The following is a 15,468-nucleotide window of genomic DNA, read 5'->3' on the forward strand; positions in this document are numbered from 1 at the left end:
TTTATCTCCTCGGCGCTGGCACATGCACTTCCGGCCAGCATTTGCAATTAGGAAGACATCCCGCATGGCCTGTCATTCCATCCAGTGTGGGCGGATCTTCCCATCGCACAAACTTATCGCGCATCTTCTTGTGTGACGGTCGCGTGCCTGCCCCTTCAATACGCCACCAGTACCCTTCGGAACCGATGGATAAGGCCCTTGCTTGTGTTAATGCGCCTGTGGCTCGGCCTATCTCAGTGCGGGCAATCATGCGTGCCCGTCCGGCTGCTACCACGCCAGATTCCATAATCATCTGATAGAGGGCTTCGGGACGCTCACCGTTGATCATGGCCTGAATGGCGCGAGTCTGAATATCCCTGACCCGCTCAGCCGCTTCCAACGGTAACGACTTCATGAGCTGAATCTGACGATAGATAATATCCTGTGCCACCTGTCCGACCGGGGTATTGCCGACTACATCGCGCAACCCCTCAGAAATAGCCTCAGAGACGGAACGCCATTGATGCCACTCTTCGCGCTCGACCTGTGAGAACATCTTGCGCCCGACTAAGTCCGCCCAGTCACTAAGGGCCTGTGAATACTCAATCAGACGCCCGATTATCTGGTCAGCGCTGGCCTGTGAACCATCGTAAGAACCTGTGACCAGATTGTTTATCTGGCTGACTATCGCCAACAGGCTGTTGTGATACTGAATTTCCGATCGCCGGCGCTGGGCCGGTTTCAGATTCAAACTCCGCATACTGCGTTTTTGCTTCCTCAATATCCTCATCGGTGATTGCTCCTCCTATACCGATGGCATCCGCCAGATTGCGTAAATCTGACATGGCGGCATGTATCGGCAGTATTTGCCTGTCTACTAGCGTACTGAGGGCATTAGCAACGTTGTTCGCCATTGTGGATCGGTCGGTGTCGGACATCTCCCACAGCTTGTTAAACTCGAAGGTGAAGTCATCCGGCAGTGTCTCGCCGAACAATGAACGGTGGGAAATGTCCAGCAGCCAGCGAAGAGGGCGCCGCAATCGCCGCTCCTGTAACGTATTCACCCGGCTGTAGTAGTTCTCCAGGTCGCCATCACCGGTACTGAACCCGGACGGGGATTGACCAAACAAACGGACTAACGGAATACCCGTTGCCCCAGAGACCTGTTCCGCAAAGCGCAGAATGACATCCGCAATCCCCGCGAATGAATAGCTGTGCGTCTGGAACGTATCCGATGCATCCATGATGGTCATGCCTTCGATGGTCTGGAACTCACGGATCATGTCCATGTGCCGCATTATCCCGCGCTCCATATCGCCACCCGTTGCCAAGGCTTGACGCAGCCCCAAGATACTGTAAGTTCGCAGATGCGCCTTGTGTATTAGTTGAGAAGTGCCTACCGTGGCAGTGTCAAAGGCTTGTACACGCTCGTAGATACGCTCAACCACTGACATTCCCCAGCCATTCTCGGTTCTGGCTTGCTGCCGGGGTAAGTTTTCCCCCTCCATACGAATGACGCGGGAATAGTGGATTTTCCACTGGGGTAATCCTTGCTGGTCACCGGCCACGGTATAAAACTTGGGCTTACCGAAGTAAGGGCCGTATTCATCAACTAAATCATTGTGTGAGGGCTTAACTATCCAGCGGTCGAGGCACATCACGCCTTTGAACTGGCCTTCTTTGATGGTTTCCGGGTTGAGCGGTGTCGCCATGTCCTGACCGTCAATCATCAGCACCAGCAATGCCCCACCATAAAGGCGAGACCATTTCAGGGTGTTATTGAGTTCATCCCACAGGCCGATATCTTCCCACAGGGTTTCAAGCTGGCCTTTGGCGTCCGGCTTCATGCGGGAACTGATCGTGATGCCTTTGCGGGTCATATCATCTGCCATTGCATCCACCGCAGCCCCCACCAGAAATGAACTGCGATAGGCAAACTCAATTTGTGTGCGGTTGCGGGAAACGTAGCCGGGTAAATAGGTTCCCCCAGTCTGAATGTTGGGGGTATAGCTCCCCAGTTTGGCAGTAAAGTTATTGTACCCGTCAGCAGTCCTAACGGGCTTTTGTGCGCCGTTACGGCGTTTGTTACGGGCCATCTCTTGCCTCACAGATAATTTGTTAAAAATCGGCCTTATTTAACATAATGGTTCTTAGGCGAATCGCGACTTTTCAACTCAATTAAAAAGTCACCCCAGACGGGCAAAAACCTCACTTTTCTGCCTGATTTCAGGGTGATTTTTTGTTACTGAGTTGTTAACAAAATCCCGAAAATCATTTCGAGGGGATTTGGGGTTGAAGGCGGGATTTCTGACACTTTTCTAAAGTTGTCTGCCCAATATTCCCCAGAACCCTAAATCGCCGGCTTTCATATCCGAAATCGCATCCATCATCGGGTCTAACTGGTCATCGTGGGTGTTGAAATCGGGGGTAATGGCTTCCATCTCGGTCAGGAAATCATTTATCCACTCGGCTTCTTCCGGCAGATAGACATAACCGGACTCGATATAACCCTGTATATCCATTAACCGGGTGAACTTATCTTTATCTCGTTGGATGGGTACGATAGGACAAAGGGCCTCTGACTGAATTTCCTGAATCAAGCCTGTGCCGGAAGCCTTATCCTCGACCTTCATGGACACTAACGCGCCGATATCTTTTCTTGCGCGGCATTTCACCCAGAACGCAACAGCCCGGCGTTTGAGTTCCTTTGATTCCCACTTACCGCGGATCAGGTCAATCAGATATACCTTGCCATCTTCACCTAATCCCCATAGTTCAAAGACCGAGAAATCATTGGCCTCTTTAGTTTTTTGCGCCGTATCACCATAGACGGCACTCCAGCGGATAGGAGGCAATACCTTATATTCTTTGAACCATTCGGATTTGATAAGACCACCCCCTTTAGCCGTCGGTCGTTGCTGATACAGGGCATTCCAGACCAATGAACCACGTTGCTTAGCTTTCTCCACGAAATCACGCGGCATACGTTCAGGAAAGAGGATTTCACCGGGCTTTCTCAGGTGATATGTTTTGCCATTCAGTACGTGTATCTCTTCCTTTTCGGCTTCCATTGGAAAACTGACCACGCGCCATTGCTCACCGCCTTCCTCCGTCAGCTTAAGTAACTGTCCGGCTAAATCATTTTGATGCCAGCGCGTCAGAATAATGATAATGCCGTTTATCTTGGGGTCGGCACGGGTAAAGAATGTGGTGTCGTACCAGTCAATCACCGACTCCTGATAAACAGGGGAAGAAGCGGTTTTGTAGTCTTTTGCCGGGTCGTCAATAATGCCGATATTCATTCCTTGACCAGTGATGCCGCCATTCACCCCCGCTGCCCGATAGGAACCACCATGCAATCCCCCTTTGGTGTTTATGGTTTCCCATAACTCGACGGTGCGAATAGCGCCGCCTGCTACTGTCCGGATATTAGTTCCGTTCAGTTTGACATCAGGGAAAACCTCTCCATATCGCTCTGAGTCGATAATGCGCTGAGTATCCCGTGACATTCTGTTAGCTAAATCAGAGGAGTAAGAACATGCAATGACGTTCCAGTTCGGGTGCTTACCCAGCACATATGCCGGGAAGCGTCTTGAGGCTGCCTCACTTTTACCTGAACGTGGCGGGGCGAATATCATCAGCCGGGGCATTAACCCGTTTTCAGCTTCAATAAGGAACTGATCTAGCTCAGCAAACAGTAACTCATTAAACCAACCTGTTTCATAGAGGTGATGGGTATATAACGTGAAATCAAGAAGACTATTGCGCGCCCTTTGGATAGCAAATTGCTTATAGGCCTCAAGTGTCTGTAAGTTTCGTGTCGAGCTGCGATCTATTCCTGCCATGACCTAGCTCCTTTAATCGCTCTTCAAGCTCTTCTTGGGTTAAATCGGCATATTGGATAGGTCCACCATCTTTGCCGGTGACTTCCGTTTTCTTCGCTGACTCCCATCCCATCAGTTCCGCCAGTTGCTTGATGGCGGTTTTCGGGTCATGGAGTTTTAACTTGATGCCATCTTTGCCCGTGGTCAGTTCTGAAATGGCACTGAGTGCAGCGGGGTTCTGTAATGCACTGTCTTTAAATTGCCATGTTGCTTGGAACACAGGCTTACCCTCGTCGTCTTCCCCTACCTGACTGTTACGGAAGTTGGCAATATCGTGAATAGAAACACGTCCCATCGCAGAAAGACGCTCTAAGGCTTCCTGACGGCTCATGACCGCATCGGAAATGGCTTCTTGGTTCATGGCGTCGAGAAAAGTTTTAACGTTAAGATTTGTTAAGATTTCAGATGCAGATGCTCTGGCTGACTCGTCTGTTTTTGCCTTATACCCTGCCTGTTTGTAGGCATCTATCTGACTCAGTCCTTTCAGGATGCCTAATACGAATTTCTGTTGAAGTTTCGTTAAGGCATCAAAGAGAACCTTCTGCTCTTTTGTGAGCGGGATTTTCTTTTGTGCCATTGTCCTGTTCCTTACTCATTAACATGGAATAGCCCTCGGGGTGAGAAGGCTATGCGAGGGAAACAAAAACCACCTTAGTGATTCAGCATAAAAAACTGGTTCGGTTGATATAGCGCCTTATTTTGGCGAGACCACATCAGCCCAAAACTTACACAAACCTCTATCAAGCACCCGTTTCTGGATGCTTTGCAGAATTTTGTAAATTGCTATCCTTGCTCTCTCAATCGTTCTTCTTGCTTGCTTTGGAACTCGGCTTTCGCCATAACCCCTATTGCATAGATAGCACCCAAAACGAACCATCCCTGATACACAACAAAAATGACAAACACCGTATCTGTTAGCAGGTCGTAATACCGGTATGCCGTTGGAACATGCTTGTAATCCTTGGCTAATGAGTCCCTGCCAAATAAGTACGCCAAGAACTTAACCGTGCCAAAGAGCCAGCCAGCGAAGTAACCCACATTCACAAAGCCGTCTATATCTTGCGTGATCCCAATAAATAAAAAGGACGCGATAATTGCGTCCAGAATGATTGAGCATATGTATTTCATCATCAGACTCTCTTGTTCTTTGACTTCTCAGTCGAATACTTGCTCGCCCTTTCTGCTGGCTGACGCTGATCGGCAACTCCTGCTTTAATAAGAGCAGACAAGAAGTCATCATCGCTCATAGCGTTCAGCTTATTGATAGCTTCTTGCATGATTTGCATTTGAGTCTTTTTCATATCACCCCTTTAGGTACTGTAGGTGCTGGTTGTCGCCCATGTCGATTTTTTATCCCGCTAATGGCTGTATATTCTCTTTTTCCATTACATAAACAGGAGTGAATGAATGCCGAGTAAAGAGGTTATCTATAGCCACACAATCGAACTTTGGGAACTATTAGACCAGATTAAAGATTTGCCTCGCGACACCCGTGTTTCATTTGGTGGGCTGGACTTCTACAGGGTAAAACCGCGAGGTGATAATCTTATTCAGATTGAGTTTGCACAGTCGGTTTATCGGACTTCTGAAGATGTCTTGGTGGTTCAAGATCATTCAGAATAGCTGACGCATAAACATTAGCCTTTTGTCTGTTAACGGGTGCATAACCTTCATCAATGCACCCGTTTACTACTCGGCTGAATAAAACATCCTTTTCACCCAGTTGGATAATCCAGGTGACCGGATATTTTTCAGAACCGCGTGCTCGTTTCAGAATTAACTTCTCCATAACGGTGCTAATGTCCTGACCAGCCGAAATTGTATTAGCCTCGATTTTACTGAATTCTGATTTCAATTGATTGATGATATTTCCAACCTCTGCCGATGTAGGCAGTATTACAGTTGGGATTAGTTCATATTTCATGATCTCTCTTCTTGTTCAGGCGGGACCACGGTCCCAGTTTTTATTTAGCTGTCCGTATCGCCTCATCCAGTGCCTGACTGATAGCAGCAGGCATCAGCGATTGAGCCATTTGTTGCGCCCGTTCCTGATAGCCGAGTACAGGCTCAACAGGTAGCGCATCACCGAACCGAATAAGCAATTCTGGGGGGCTTTGTTTCTCTCTCGGTCTGCGTGTTCCATTAGGTGAGCGTTTTAACCGCTGCTTGTTCTTTTTCACCTTCTTGGCTTTCTTACGCTGCCATACGCCATTAACATCACTTCCGTATCGCGTTGAGACTTCACCAATGAAGGTATCGTCTTTGCCTTTCAGCTGTTTCAGCTTGTTGCGGGGTAAGTTGCCATACTTGTTCAGTTTGACGTTCTTGGGGTTGAGTAAAGCAGCGCCATTCAGTTTATGAACACCCCCAACCTCAAACGGTTCCAGATAACTAGCAGCCGTTGGCAATACGAAAACTTTTGCGGTTAGATCGTTCTTACGTGCGCCTTTGCTTCTGACCGCTTTAACCGTGAAAGGGGTCGGGCTTTCCAGCTTGCGTTCGAATGCCACTTTCTGGGCTTTTTCTATCTTACGTGCGACTTCGGTAAGCGCCTGAGCCGTTGCAAAGGGGATTTGCTTTCGTATCTTTGCTAATTGGTTGATAAGATCATTCAGTGTAGCCATTTGTACTCTCCAGCATATCGGATAAACTGAATTAAACAGTCCTATTATCGAAATGATGAATTTGCCAAGCACAGGAGTTCATATGAAAAAATTAGCAGTCCTGTTAGTCGCCGCATTATTACTTCCGTTTGGTGCTTACGCTAAAACCAAAGTTGATGTTGCTAAAATTTACGGAAACATCAAAGTGGTCAATTCCGGTGCAGACTATAAGGTGAAGGTTGTTAACTCATTCCCCGATCTGAAAGTCAAAGTTGTCACCAGCTCCGCGAATTCTCCGGGCAAATGGCGAATGGTGACTGCATCACCTGATTACAAGATTCAGTTCGTCAACGCATTCCCGGACTTTACTATCAAATACGTAGATTCATTCCCCGGATCAACCCAATGATTCCTTACTTCAATAATTCGCAAGCCATTTTCATAACCTGCTCCCATTCTTCATTGTTGAGTCCGTGGTATCGTTTTAGTTTTACAATACCCAGTAGCATCTTGGCTTTTCTTTCTTCCCTTAGTGCTGCACTTAACATTAATCCAGGGGGGCGCTTATGTGGTGGTATCTGGTGCTCAAGCATATTTACCTCTCTATTCAGCATAAAAAACTGGTTCGGTTGATATAGCGCCTTATTTTGGCGAGACCACATCAGCCCAAAACTTACACAAACCTCTATCAAGCACCCGTTTCTGGATGCTTTGCAGAATTTTGTAAAATCATTTCTTTTTGGACTTCTCAGTCGAATACTTGCTCGCCCATGCCTTGGCTAGATTCAAGCAATCATCAAACAGCTTGCCCTTTCTGCTGGCTGATCCAGAACGGCGATAATGTTCAACTGCCCGGTCACTTGCCATCCCTGCGATAGATGAAGAAAAGCCGAGCTTAATTAACTCGGCCTGTACGTTCTTTTCGATAAATTGTTCAGGGTTCATACGGGTTCCCCCTCGTCGGGGAAGTCACCAAGATCAGGAATAGAAAACTGGGTAAGCTCCAAGGCTAATTTTGTGGCATCCTTAATGCGTTTAATATCCCTTTTGCGCTGAGCCATCAAACCGCTACCCTTTTGGCCTCGATGTTGGAAAGAAGCTTTATCAAAAGCAGCTATTAAGTCATGCATCTTTTGTCCAGTAAGCTGATCCATAGCAGTAACATCAAGCGTACCGATATCAATGTTTGATTCTTTCTCTGCAAGATCTAGCAACCAGATACGTAGTTCTTTTGCTACTTTTGTCCGAGAAAACATACCAATTAGATATGCGCCACGAAGAGAGTACAGTCTAATATCAGACATGAGATGCTCGTAACCTATTGATTCTTCCGAGGTCCTCACTTTGGCAATGATACTCATGCTCTCAGTAAATTCATCTTTATGTCTACTATAAAGGTTGGCAACTTTCTTACTATCCTTGTAACCCAGCAATTCAGCCAGGTGTTCTCCGGTAAACCAAATCTTCCCATCGCCATTATCAAAAGGGATCACTTCTTTTTCTTTGAAAGTTAATGCTGTACTCATCGGGTATTTTCCTTATAGAAAATCGAACCTGCTCACACAGAAAAGCCGCCCGCAGAAATACCCATTAACGGTTTTCTCAGGTTCGACTTTCTGTAAGGCTGCGTTTTATTGATGTGCGCGGTGAGTGCGCGTTAGATACAAAAAAGCCCCTGATCACTCAGAGGCTCACTGACACTGTGTTTTGATAGGTTGCTAATACTGAAATCATTGCCTGCTTTTAACCACATCAGGCGAGGTGGTTCCTCACTTACCGTAATTAAGGGAAAGTGATAAGTTGGCTATTCCATAGTCAAAATAAGGAATAAGAAGAATGCCAAATTTTACAGTTCGCGTTGAGTTACATAATGCAAACTCTAAGGATTACGATAAATTACATGAAAAAATGGAAAATGCTGGATTTAAACGAACGATTACCACCGAAGCCGGCAAGATCTATCATTTGCCAGATGCGGAGTATTCAATCAATAGTGATAAATCCACAGAAGAAATTTGTGATTTAGCTCGTGATACAGCAAAAAAAGTAAAAACTAATCCAGCTATTCTTGTCACTAAATCAAATGGAACCAGAAAATGGTATGGTTTGGATGAAGACTAATCTTCAACTTCATCTTCATCATCACCATTTCCTCGTTTTGGGTCTTCTGTTTCAAGAGCAATAAAGCTATCTCTAATATTTCGGGCGATGTATTTCGCCCTGTCGTTGTCAATATAGCCACGAGATTCCATTTCTATACTAATTACATTCAACAGAGCTTCCCGCGCTGCTTGTTGTGATTCTAGTGTTAATTCTTCAAATTTCATGATGACCTCAATCATTTGTGTTGTGTTTTGATATAGTCCCACAACCCCAGTATCATTTGTTCTGGGGTGGTAATGCGTTCCATTGTTCAGCAAGAGAAGCTGGCTCTGGATACTGCTTCTTGTCCTGCCAGTGATTTTCTATCGCTTCACTCATACGGCGCATCCAGTCAGCCAGTTTTAATGCGGCCTCCTTCTCTGAATACAGCTTAGGAAAATCAGCAAACTCCATGCTCGCGATATATTTTCCGAACTCGTCTCTACTAATGATAAGCGTCTGGACAAGAACTGTGTTTAAATTGTTGTGTGATATATAGTATTTACTGAGCTGCGTTCGCTCTTCTCTGTCTTTCTCAAAGTAGACCAGATCAACTTCCGTTCTCATTTCTTCCCCTTATAACATTCAGTATTAACGTAATCCTGCAAATATTTCAGTTTTGCCCGGTCGTTGATGATGCCTTCTCGGATATCGAGAACAGTTGATCCAGTTTCTCCAGTGAGTTCGACGGGGGTTCCATTGACCACGTCGCCGGAGGAAGTGGTTTCAGGCACAGGACAGGTGGCCTTGATGCGCAGCTTGCGACGACCAGCGGCAACATCAGCCCGAAGAGTGTTAATTTCAGTCTTGGCATGGGCGAGTTCCTGAGTGTGAGTCTTGTCCAGTTCGTGGAGTTGTTGGATTCTCTCTTGCTGTGTGGCGTTGATGGTAAGCTGCTCTGATAACTGGGTTTCTAGTTTGAATTTATCTGACGTCAGGTTTGTAATCTCACTAGCCTGATAACGTGTCATGATATAGAGCACCACCAACATTACCGCAGCACCTAAAGCCACTAATCTGCTCATAAAAGTTCAAATGCCCGTGTGAATATATCGTCGGAATACGGCTGTAGGTTGCTGTTCTCCATCTTGATAATCCCCTCTGCCAGAGCAAACAGGACTTTCTTATCCTGAGTTGATATCTTCTCATCAGCAGAAACACCGACCTTTTCAGCTGCAAACTGGATGTAGCTTTCCGTATTGTTCTCAACAGGTGGCGCATAACGATTGATGATTTTTCTAATCGAATGCAATTGATGCCTGAGTTGGTAATTCCGCAGTAATTTGAACAATGCCCGAATGCCATACTCTGGTGACTCGAAACGACAGAACCGCTTTTCAATCTTTTCATCATGAGGCAACTGACCCTGCCACTTATTCGCGGGGTTGTGATCAATATTGCCGGGGTTGTTATTGCGAATACCTCTGCTCACTGTTTATCTCCCAACCGTTTATTGATGGTGCGGATAGCAAACTCGCGTATCTTCTCAACGCCAATAAAGCCCACCAGCCCACCGACAAAAGGGGCGGCATTACTGGGTATACCGAACAGCTCTAAGCCGCTCGAAATCCCCCATGACAACGCCCCGCACAGAATGCCTTCTATCCATTTGTTTTTACGGTCTACGCCGTCATACACCAGACGCCCATAGCAAATGACGATGGCTAAAGCAGAGCCGGATATCTGCGGCCACGAGTTTTTAAGGCCGTTCAGCAGTTCGGCCCACAAATCAGGATTTTCTTTCATCTTCATAATCCACCCCATTGAGCAATGGGCGTCCGTGGGGTGAACGAGGGTTACCCCAGTGAGTTGTAGTGAGTATTTGTCTGGTCTAATTTGAAAAACCTAACACCTTGAGTTTTATCTTCTTCTGCAATGGCTTTTTTTATTCTTTTTAGGGAAATTCTGGAAATCAATTCGGGTATTGACTCCTTGATACAATACGCTGTTGCGCCCGCATTTTTTGAGACAGGCTCAGGCAATTGAACCAATATAAACTTTCTTCTGCCGCCATCTTTCTTGTTTTGTTTTAATACCGCATGGCCTGTAGAACCACTTCCCGCAAAAAAATCAAGAATGATATCTTCGCTATTCGTGACCTTCATTAAGTGTTCAATTAACCCTGTCGGCTTTGGGTAATCAAAAACAGATGAACCGAGAAGGGCTTCAACCTCTTTACTTCCTTGCTTCGTGGTAAAGCCGGTTATTATTGTTTTTGGATGTTCGGTGCCTCGCTTTTTAACATACTGAAGAACACCGTTAGGCTTGAAGAAGAACTCAATAACCTGTTGTCCCTTAGAGTCAAAAGTATCATTTCCTGACAGCCAGTTTTCGATTTGGCTCTTCATTGTCCAACCCGCTTTTAGCGTGACTTCGCGGGCTAAAAATCCGTTCTTACATTCAAATATACCGGCAGTCACTTCAACGACTTCTTTGTTTCCAAAGACAGGGGGAAACGTTTTATTTTCACCCAAGAACTTAATCCCGGCAGGGAAGGTTATTTCTGACGCCGGATTTTTAACGCTAACCCTTTTTATTGCGCGATCAGAAACTGAGTTATCATCTCCCTTATAAACAATATGGGGTAACTGAGATATGTCTTTTGCATAGGCCAAGATATACTCGTGTTCTCGGGTAAAAATTGATGCTGAGGTTCTTCCACTCTTCCAGATAAATCTTTCAACGAAATTATCTTCACCGAATATTTCATTGCACAAATAAGACAAGTTAACCACTTCATGATCATCTATCGATATAAATATAATTCCATCGTCAGACAATAAATCTCTGGCTAATTTCAATCTGGGGTACATCATATTTAGCCAATTGTCATGGAAGCTATCTTTATAAATAAAATCCTTACCTGTGTTATAGGGCGGATCGATATAAATCATCTTCACTTTCTTATGATAGGACTTTTGCAATAACTTAAGCACTTCAAGGTTGTCGCCTTCAATAAAAAGGTTCTCTGTGGTATCCCAATTCACACTGTCTGCTTTACAAGGGCGTAAGGTTCCTGTCGAAGGCGTTTGGGCAATTTGATGTGCACGAGCCTTACCCTGCCATGTGAAGCTGTAGCGCTCTTCAATTGCCATCAGTGGAATTCCTGTAATAAAAAAGGCCACGCCATGCGCAGCCTTGGGATCAATTGTTAGATATTCCCTAACCTATTGAGTTAGTTATGATATCGTATAGTTTTATCTGGATAATATTTCGGAAAAAGATAAGCATTGCTCTGTAGATAATTTAAATGTCACTATTTTATTTCCCATATGTGACACCTGTATTTCCTTACCTTCACTACCGTCAGATATGATATTCAGTTCATAAATCGATGGCTTACAAAGTGTAATTCCATCTTCTTTTAAAATCGTCTTATTCACGAGGTTACTCATGGGAATACTCTCCGAGTTAAATAATCTGTTATTAGTAATCACAAAAAAAAGGCCACCTGAGCGACCTTCGATATAATTTGGTGGAACCTCTCGGAATCGAACCGAGTCCTGATGCTCTTCAGGCATCCGCGCGAACCCTCTACGCCAAAGTTCCAGATATGAAAAAGCCCCGCGAGTGCGAGGCTTTTTTAATTCGATAAGCTGTGTGACATTGCTATCACTCTTATCACAATAGCACCATTTTTACGATCGTAAAGCTGTTTTCAAAAATTACTGCATAATTGGTTTTAGTTGATATCCACTGGCTCCAATTGGACATATTTGTCCATTTCCAATGTGACATCCAGCATCATTAGCATCCCCTCAATGACTCCCTCTGCTTTTTGTAATCTCTTCCCGATATGAGTATCAGAACAGTGATGATCATACGCCAATTGCATAAAGGTCTTACCGAATACGTAATAATCAAACAGTAAATCATGCGCCTCGCTATTTTGCTGGTTCAGCTTTGCCATACAGTTTGAAATAATTATTCCGTCATCCTCACAGCATTGAGGGCGGGATTTGATTCTGTTCGGGATTAGCCCTTTGAAGCCTGCCGCAATAGATGACCAATATACCCCATCGCTATTATCAGCCGCCCACGCCCCCCAGCGTTCCATGACTAATTGAATATCACGCATTATGCTACCTCCCGCTGTTTCTTTATAAATGCTCTTTCTCTGGCTTGACAGCCTTGCTGTAATAGGTCGTTAAAATCACCCAGATCGGGGTATCTGACGCTCACCTTTTCAATATCGTTATTGGCCAGTAAATTTTTATTGGCACATATATATGCAGCCGCTTCCCCGGTGGCGCTCCAGTCGTTATCTGCGAAGATGATTAAATGCTTAACCCCCTTGGGAACCAGAAAGCGCTCCATGAACCCCGCATGCACCACTGACCAGGTATTCACCCCGTAAATCTGTTTGCAGGACAGTGCGGTCTCGATGCCCTCGGCAATCCCCAGTGTCGAATCGACAGGAAAAAGGCGAATGGCCAGTGACTGAGCATGGAGGCGGTAACTGTCCTCCTGTGTCGCATCCAGTTTCTTCTGCGGGGTGATATCCGCCTTCCTGTCCCCGTCAAGGTAGGTACGGTGCAGATAGCACAGCGTCCCTTTCGCATCCGTGACCAATGACCAGAGGGCTTGCAGTTTTCCCTGATAAACAGGCTGGTCAGGGCAATATTTCACGTTGTCGGCAGGCAAAACATGAATGCCCCGGCTGCGCAGATAGGCCTCCCCCTGCGTGCCTTTCAGATGAGATAAATTAGGGTAACAGGCAGTGACTTTGTTTCTGAATTTGGTGATATTGGTCTCTTTTTTCACTACGCTGCGCTTGTCTGACTGGATACCCAGCAACAGATCAATCGCGTCCGCTAATGTCTTGTAGTCTTTCCCCTGCGTCAGGGTGAGTAACTTCCAGCCATCCCCCGCATTGCAGGTACAGATGAATGTTCCGCGCCCGTCACGGTCATCAATGCGGAATTTGCCTTTCTGCCCGCATATCGGGCACTTCCCTTTAAAGTGATTTTTCCCTGTCACAGGCGGCAATTTGTAGTAAGCAAAGATTTCAGGCCAGCGGCCTATCACGGCATCCGCCGTTTTTATTCTGTTCACAGTGCTTCTCCCTGATATAACGGTGTATCTAACTGCTTACGAATTTCACGCACCTTGCCCCGGGCAACTTCAAGGCGCATTTCCTGTTGTTCGTTGCTGGACGGCTGCACCTGTTCGGTTTTCTTACGGGATTTCGCCCAGGCAATTTGTTTGTGCTTGATGAAATTGTTCACTTCGGGTGTCAGTTCCTGCGGGGTGTCATGCAGCCCACGCGGATAGACACCGAACTTGTCTTTAAACGTATTTCCTACCCAGCCATCACTGAGGATCTTCCCTTGTGACGCCCGCTGGTTCTGGTAGTACTTCAACTGCGAGTAGAAACTCTGCTTTTCAGCCTGGGTGTAGATGCGCTCTTTCTTACTGAGCTTTTTGATGGTGCGGCTGGTGTCTACTTCAATATCCTCACCCGCCAGTGGCTTAAATCCACACTTCGGGCAGATGTAAACACCCGCTGGCTTCATGTAATGGCAAGACGGGCACTCTTTCGGTAGCTTCTCCCGCTTCTCCTGTTCCCGGTCACTGTCACGGGTTTTCATGCCGTCGTTTTTACTGGGCAACTCGTCATATTCGATATCATCCGGGTAGCCGAGGCGATGGACAGAACCGGAGTGATCGAAGATAAGGCAGGCTTCTTTACCCGGTGCAGTACGCAAGCCTCTGCCAAGACACTGAGTCCAGCGAATTTCTGATTTTGTCGGCCGGGCGTAGATGATGCACCGCACATCGCTATCAAAACCCGCGATCAAGGTGCCAACATTCACAATGACTTTGGTTGCGCCCTGTTCGAAGCGGTGAATAATAATCTGGCGTTCTTCGGGGGGTGTCTGAGCTGTAATGATCTCGGCGTTGATCCCCGCCCGGTTGAATTCGACAGTGACGAAGTTGGCGTGACTGACAGTGACACAAAAACAGATAGTCGGCTGGTTATTACCATTCGCTAACCAATTGCTGACAATATCGCCCACCAAATCTGCGCCGCACATGATTTCGGCTATCTCATCTTCCTTGTAGTCACTGCCGTATTCAGCACTTTGATTGCTTTTCACACCGCTTAAGTCGGGCTTGGTTGGCGCATAGAATTCATACTTGCTCAGATCCCCGCGTTGAATCAGTTCTTTCATCGTGGTGGGCTTAATCAGTTTTTCGTAGTAAGCCCCAAGGAACGGCGCAAAGGGTGTACCGGATAACCCAATCACCGGAATGTCACTGTCACGGATAATTTCCAGCATCCGCTTACGGCGTAAGTGCGCCTCGTCAATAATCAGCAAATCAATATTGTCCGGGAATTCACGGCGGATAATGGTATCGGCCGACGCAATCTGGATTAGCCGGGTCGGGTCATAGTTTGGATGGTCACGCCAGACGTAACTGATTTCGTGCGCTGGCAGGCCATACTCTGTAAACTTTGCCGCCGTCTGGTCTACGAGGATTGTATAAGGTACACAGAACATGACACGCATATTGCGGGAAACGTAGCCGTCAGTGATGAACGCCGCCAGTCCGGTTTTACCTGATCCCGTTGGGCTGTACACCATGAAAGTACGGTGTTGCTTCCAGCTCTGACGCAACAGACTCAAGCCGCGCTCTTGGGCAAAGTTGAGGGTAATGTTCAGCATTCTTCCGCCCCCTGTTTATTTTTCTGCGTTACCGTGCGATACTTTGTGTCGGTAACCGCATCTGTATTACCGACTGCAAGAACCGAATTAGCTATCCCTGTCAAAGTTTCGCTGTTCGGTTTCTTGCTTCCTCTTACATTCCCATTCTGACTTAACATTGATACCCCCATTTGAATGATGTCCACTGCC

22 protein-coding genes, 1 tRNA gene and 1 pseudogene are annotated in these 15,468 nt (G+C 46.4%); 2 read left to right on the forward strand and 22 right to left on the reverse strand.

From position 1 onward, the window contains the following. Nucleotide 1: 1 nt before the first annotated feature. From HGO23_RS06120 to HGO23_RS06155, 8 genes are all read right to left on the reverse strand, one after another. Entirely contained in the window at nucleotides 2-535 is a 534-nt protein-coding gene (locus HGO23_RS06120) for a phage head morphogenesis protein (protein ID WP_209028718.1), read from the reverse strand. A gap of 70 nt (nucleotides 536-605) precedes the next feature. Beyond that, complete coding sequence (locus HGO23_RS06125; protein ID WP_209028304.1) at nucleotides 606-2,075, reverse strand: DUF1073 domain-containing protein; 1,470 nt, start codon at nucleotides 2,073-2,075, stop codon at nucleotides 606-608. Between the two features lie 222 nt (nucleotides 2,076-2,297). Then, a complete protein-coding gene (terL, locus tag HGO23_RS06130) occupies nucleotides 2,298-3,824 on the reverse strand; it encodes a phage terminase large subunit (protein ID WP_209028305.1) in 1,527 nt (508 codons plus the stop codon). Continuing rightward, nucleotides 3,778-4,440, reverse strand: a complete 663-nt coding sequence (locus tag HGO23_RS06135) for a terminase small subunit (RefSeq protein ID WP_209028306.1) — start codon at nucleotides 4,438-4,440, stop codon at nucleotides 3,778-3,780. The genes terL and HGO23_RS06135 overlap by 47 nt, the downstream gene beginning before the upstream one ends. Nucleotides 4,441-4,646: 206 nt before the next feature. Further along, a complete protein-coding gene (locus HGO23_RS06140; protein WP_209028307.1) occupies nucleotides 4,647-4,994 on the reverse strand; it encodes a hypothetical protein in 348 nt (115 codons plus the stop codon). Beyond that, entirely contained in the window at nucleotides 4,994-5,164 is a 171-nt protein-coding gene (locus HGO23_RS06145; RefSeq protein ID WP_209028308.1) for a hypothetical protein, read from the reverse strand. Before HGO23_RS06145 ends, HGO23_RS06140 begins: the two co-directional genes overlap by 1 nt. A 245-nt stretch (nucleotides 5,165-5,409) precedes the next feature. Continuing rightward, nucleotides 5,410-5,787: a hypothetical protein gene (locus HGO23_RS06150; RefSeq protein ID WP_209028309.1), complete on the reverse strand. Its 378-nt coding sequence runs from the start codon at nucleotides 5,785-5,787 to the stop codon at nucleotides 5,410-5,412. A gap of 40 nt (nucleotides 5,788-5,827) precedes the next feature. Further along, complete coding sequence (locus HGO23_RS06155) at nucleotides 5,828-6,487, reverse strand: hypothetical protein (RefSeq protein WP_209026919.1); 660 nt, start codon at nucleotides 6,485-6,487, stop codon at nucleotides 5,828-5,830. Nucleotides 6,488-6,569: 82 nt separating this feature from the next. Here HGO23_RS06155 and HGO23_RS06160 point away from each other — a divergent pair, with 82 nt between their 5' ends. After that, nucleotides 6,570-6,875, forward strand: coding sequence for a 7(1) septoil knot domain-containing protein (locus HGO23_RS06160; protein ID WP_209028310.1), 306 nt, complete (start codon nucleotides 6,570-6,572; stop codon nucleotides 6,873-6,875). Between the two features lie 4 nt (nucleotides 6,876-6,879). Here the strand turns inward: HGO23_RS06160 and HGO23_RS06165 are convergent, their stop codons facing one another. The 3 genes from HGO23_RS06165 to HGO23_RS06175 form a co-directional block, all read right to left on the reverse strand. Continuing rightward, the gene (locus tag HGO23_RS06165) at nucleotides 6,880-7,128 is read right to left on the reverse strand and encodes a hypothetical protein (RefSeq protein ID WP_209028311.1); all 249 of its coding nucleotides are present in this window, start codon (nucleotides 7,126-7,128) and stop codon (nucleotides 6,880-6,882) included. Between the two features lie 67 nt (nucleotides 7,129-7,195). After that, nucleotides 7,196-7,411: a hypothetical protein gene (locus HGO23_RS06170; protein ID WP_209026916.1), complete on the reverse strand. Its 216-nt coding sequence runs from the start codon at nucleotides 7,409-7,411 to the stop codon at nucleotides 7,196-7,198. Beyond that, nucleotides 7,408-7,992 carry a BRO-N domain-containing protein gene (locus HGO23_RS06175; RefSeq protein ID WP_209028312.1) on the reverse strand — a complete coding sequence of 195 codons (585 nt, stop codon included), beginning with the start codon at nucleotides 7,990-7,992 and terminating at the stop codon, nucleotides 7,408-7,410. The genes HGO23_RS06170 and HGO23_RS06175 overlap by 4 nt, the downstream gene beginning before the upstream one ends. A 310-nt stretch (nucleotides 7,993-8,302) precedes the next feature. Between HGO23_RS06175 and ghoS the strand changes: the two genes are divergently transcribed. After that, nucleotides 8,303-8,587 (forward strand): type V toxin-antitoxin system endoribonuclease antitoxin GhoS, encoded by a 285-nt coding sequence (gene ghoS / locus HGO23_RS06180; RefSeq protein ID WP_209028313.1) that lies wholly within the window; start codon nucleotides 8,303-8,305, stop codon nucleotides 8,585-8,587. Here the strand turns inward: ghoS and HGO23_RS06185 are convergent. The 11 genes and pseudogenes from HGO23_RS06185 to HGO23_RS06235 all read right to left on the reverse strand — a co-directional run bounded on the left by HGO23_RS06185 (nucleotide 8,584) and on the right by HGO23_RS06235 (nucleotide 15,437). Beyond that, the gene (locus tag HGO23_RS06185; RefSeq protein ID WP_209026913.1) at nucleotides 8,584-8,793 is read right to left on the reverse strand and encodes a thioredoxin domain-containing protein; all 210 of its coding nucleotides are present in this window, start codon (nucleotides 8,791-8,793) and stop codon (nucleotides 8,584-8,586) included. The two genes, ghoS and HGO23_RS06185, sit on opposite strands and share 4 nt — an antisense overlap. A gap of 52 nt (nucleotides 8,794-8,845) precedes the next feature. Continuing rightward, entirely contained in the window at nucleotides 8,846-9,175 is a 330-nt protein-coding gene (locus tag HGO23_RS06190; RefSeq protein ID WP_209028314.1) for a hypothetical protein, read from the reverse strand. Continuing rightward, nucleotides 9,172-9,633, reverse strand: coding sequence for a lysis protein (locus HGO23_RS06195; RefSeq protein ID WP_209028315.1), 462 nt, complete (start codon nucleotides 9,631-9,633; stop codon nucleotides 9,172-9,174). Before HGO23_RS06195 ends, HGO23_RS06190 begins: the two co-directional genes overlap by 4 nt. Continuing rightward, the gene (locus HGO23_RS06200) at nucleotides 9,630-10,040 is read right to left on the reverse strand and encodes a structural protein (protein WP_209028316.1); all 411 of its coding nucleotides are present in this window, start codon (nucleotides 10,038-10,040) and stop codon (nucleotides 9,630-9,632) included. Before HGO23_RS06200 ends, HGO23_RS06195 begins: the two co-directional genes overlap by 4 nt. Continuing rightward, nucleotides 10,037-10,360 carry a phage holin, lambda family gene (locus HGO23_RS06205; protein ID WP_244590026.1) on the reverse strand — a complete coding sequence of 108 codons (324 nt, stop codon included), beginning with the start codon at nucleotides 10,358-10,360 and terminating at the stop codon, nucleotides 10,037-10,039. Before HGO23_RS06205 ends, HGO23_RS06200 begins: the two co-directional genes overlap by 4 nt. 44 nt (nucleotides 10,361-10,404) lie before the next feature. Then, a pseudogene (locus tag HGO23_RS06210) lies at nucleotides 10,405-11,694 on the reverse strand (site-specific DNA-methyltransferase); the annotation flags it as partial. Between the two features lie 387 nt (nucleotides 11,695-12,081). After that, a tRNA-Phe gene (locus HGO23_RS06215) sits at nucleotides 12,082-12,157 on the reverse strand. 133 nt (nucleotides 12,158-12,290) lie between these two features. After that, nucleotides 12,291-12,686, reverse strand: a complete 396-nt coding sequence (locus tag HGO23_RS06220; RefSeq protein ID WP_209028318.1) for an antiterminator Q family protein — start codon at nucleotides 12,684-12,686, stop codon at nucleotides 12,291-12,293. After that, the gene (locus HGO23_RS06225; RefSeq protein WP_244967906.1) at nucleotides 12,686-13,663 is read right to left on the reverse strand and encodes a DUF7146 domain-containing protein; all 978 of its coding nucleotides are present in this window, start codon (nucleotides 13,661-13,663) and stop codon (nucleotides 12,686-12,688) included. The genes HGO23_RS06220 and HGO23_RS06225 overlap by 1 nt, the downstream gene beginning before the upstream one ends. Next, a complete protein-coding gene (locus tag HGO23_RS06230; protein ID WP_209028319.1) occupies nucleotides 13,660-15,279 on the reverse strand; it encodes a DEAD/DEAH box helicase in 1,620 nt (539 codons plus the stop codon). Before HGO23_RS06230 ends, HGO23_RS06225 begins: the two co-directional genes overlap by 4 nt. Continuing rightward, nucleotides 15,273-15,437 (reverse strand): hypothetical protein, encoded by a 165-nt coding sequence (locus HGO23_RS06235; RefSeq protein WP_209028320.1) that lies wholly within the window; start codon nucleotides 15,435-15,437, stop codon nucleotides 15,273-15,275. Before HGO23_RS06235 ends, HGO23_RS06230 begins: the two co-directional genes overlap by 7 nt. Between the last annotated feature and the right edge of the window lie 31 nt (nucleotides 15,438-15,468).

This window comes from Xenorhabdus budapestensis (assembly GCF_017743015.1).
Lineage (GTDB): Bacteria > Pseudomonadota > Gammaproteobacteria > Enterobacterales > Enterobacteriaceae > Xenorhabdus > Xenorhabdus budapestensis.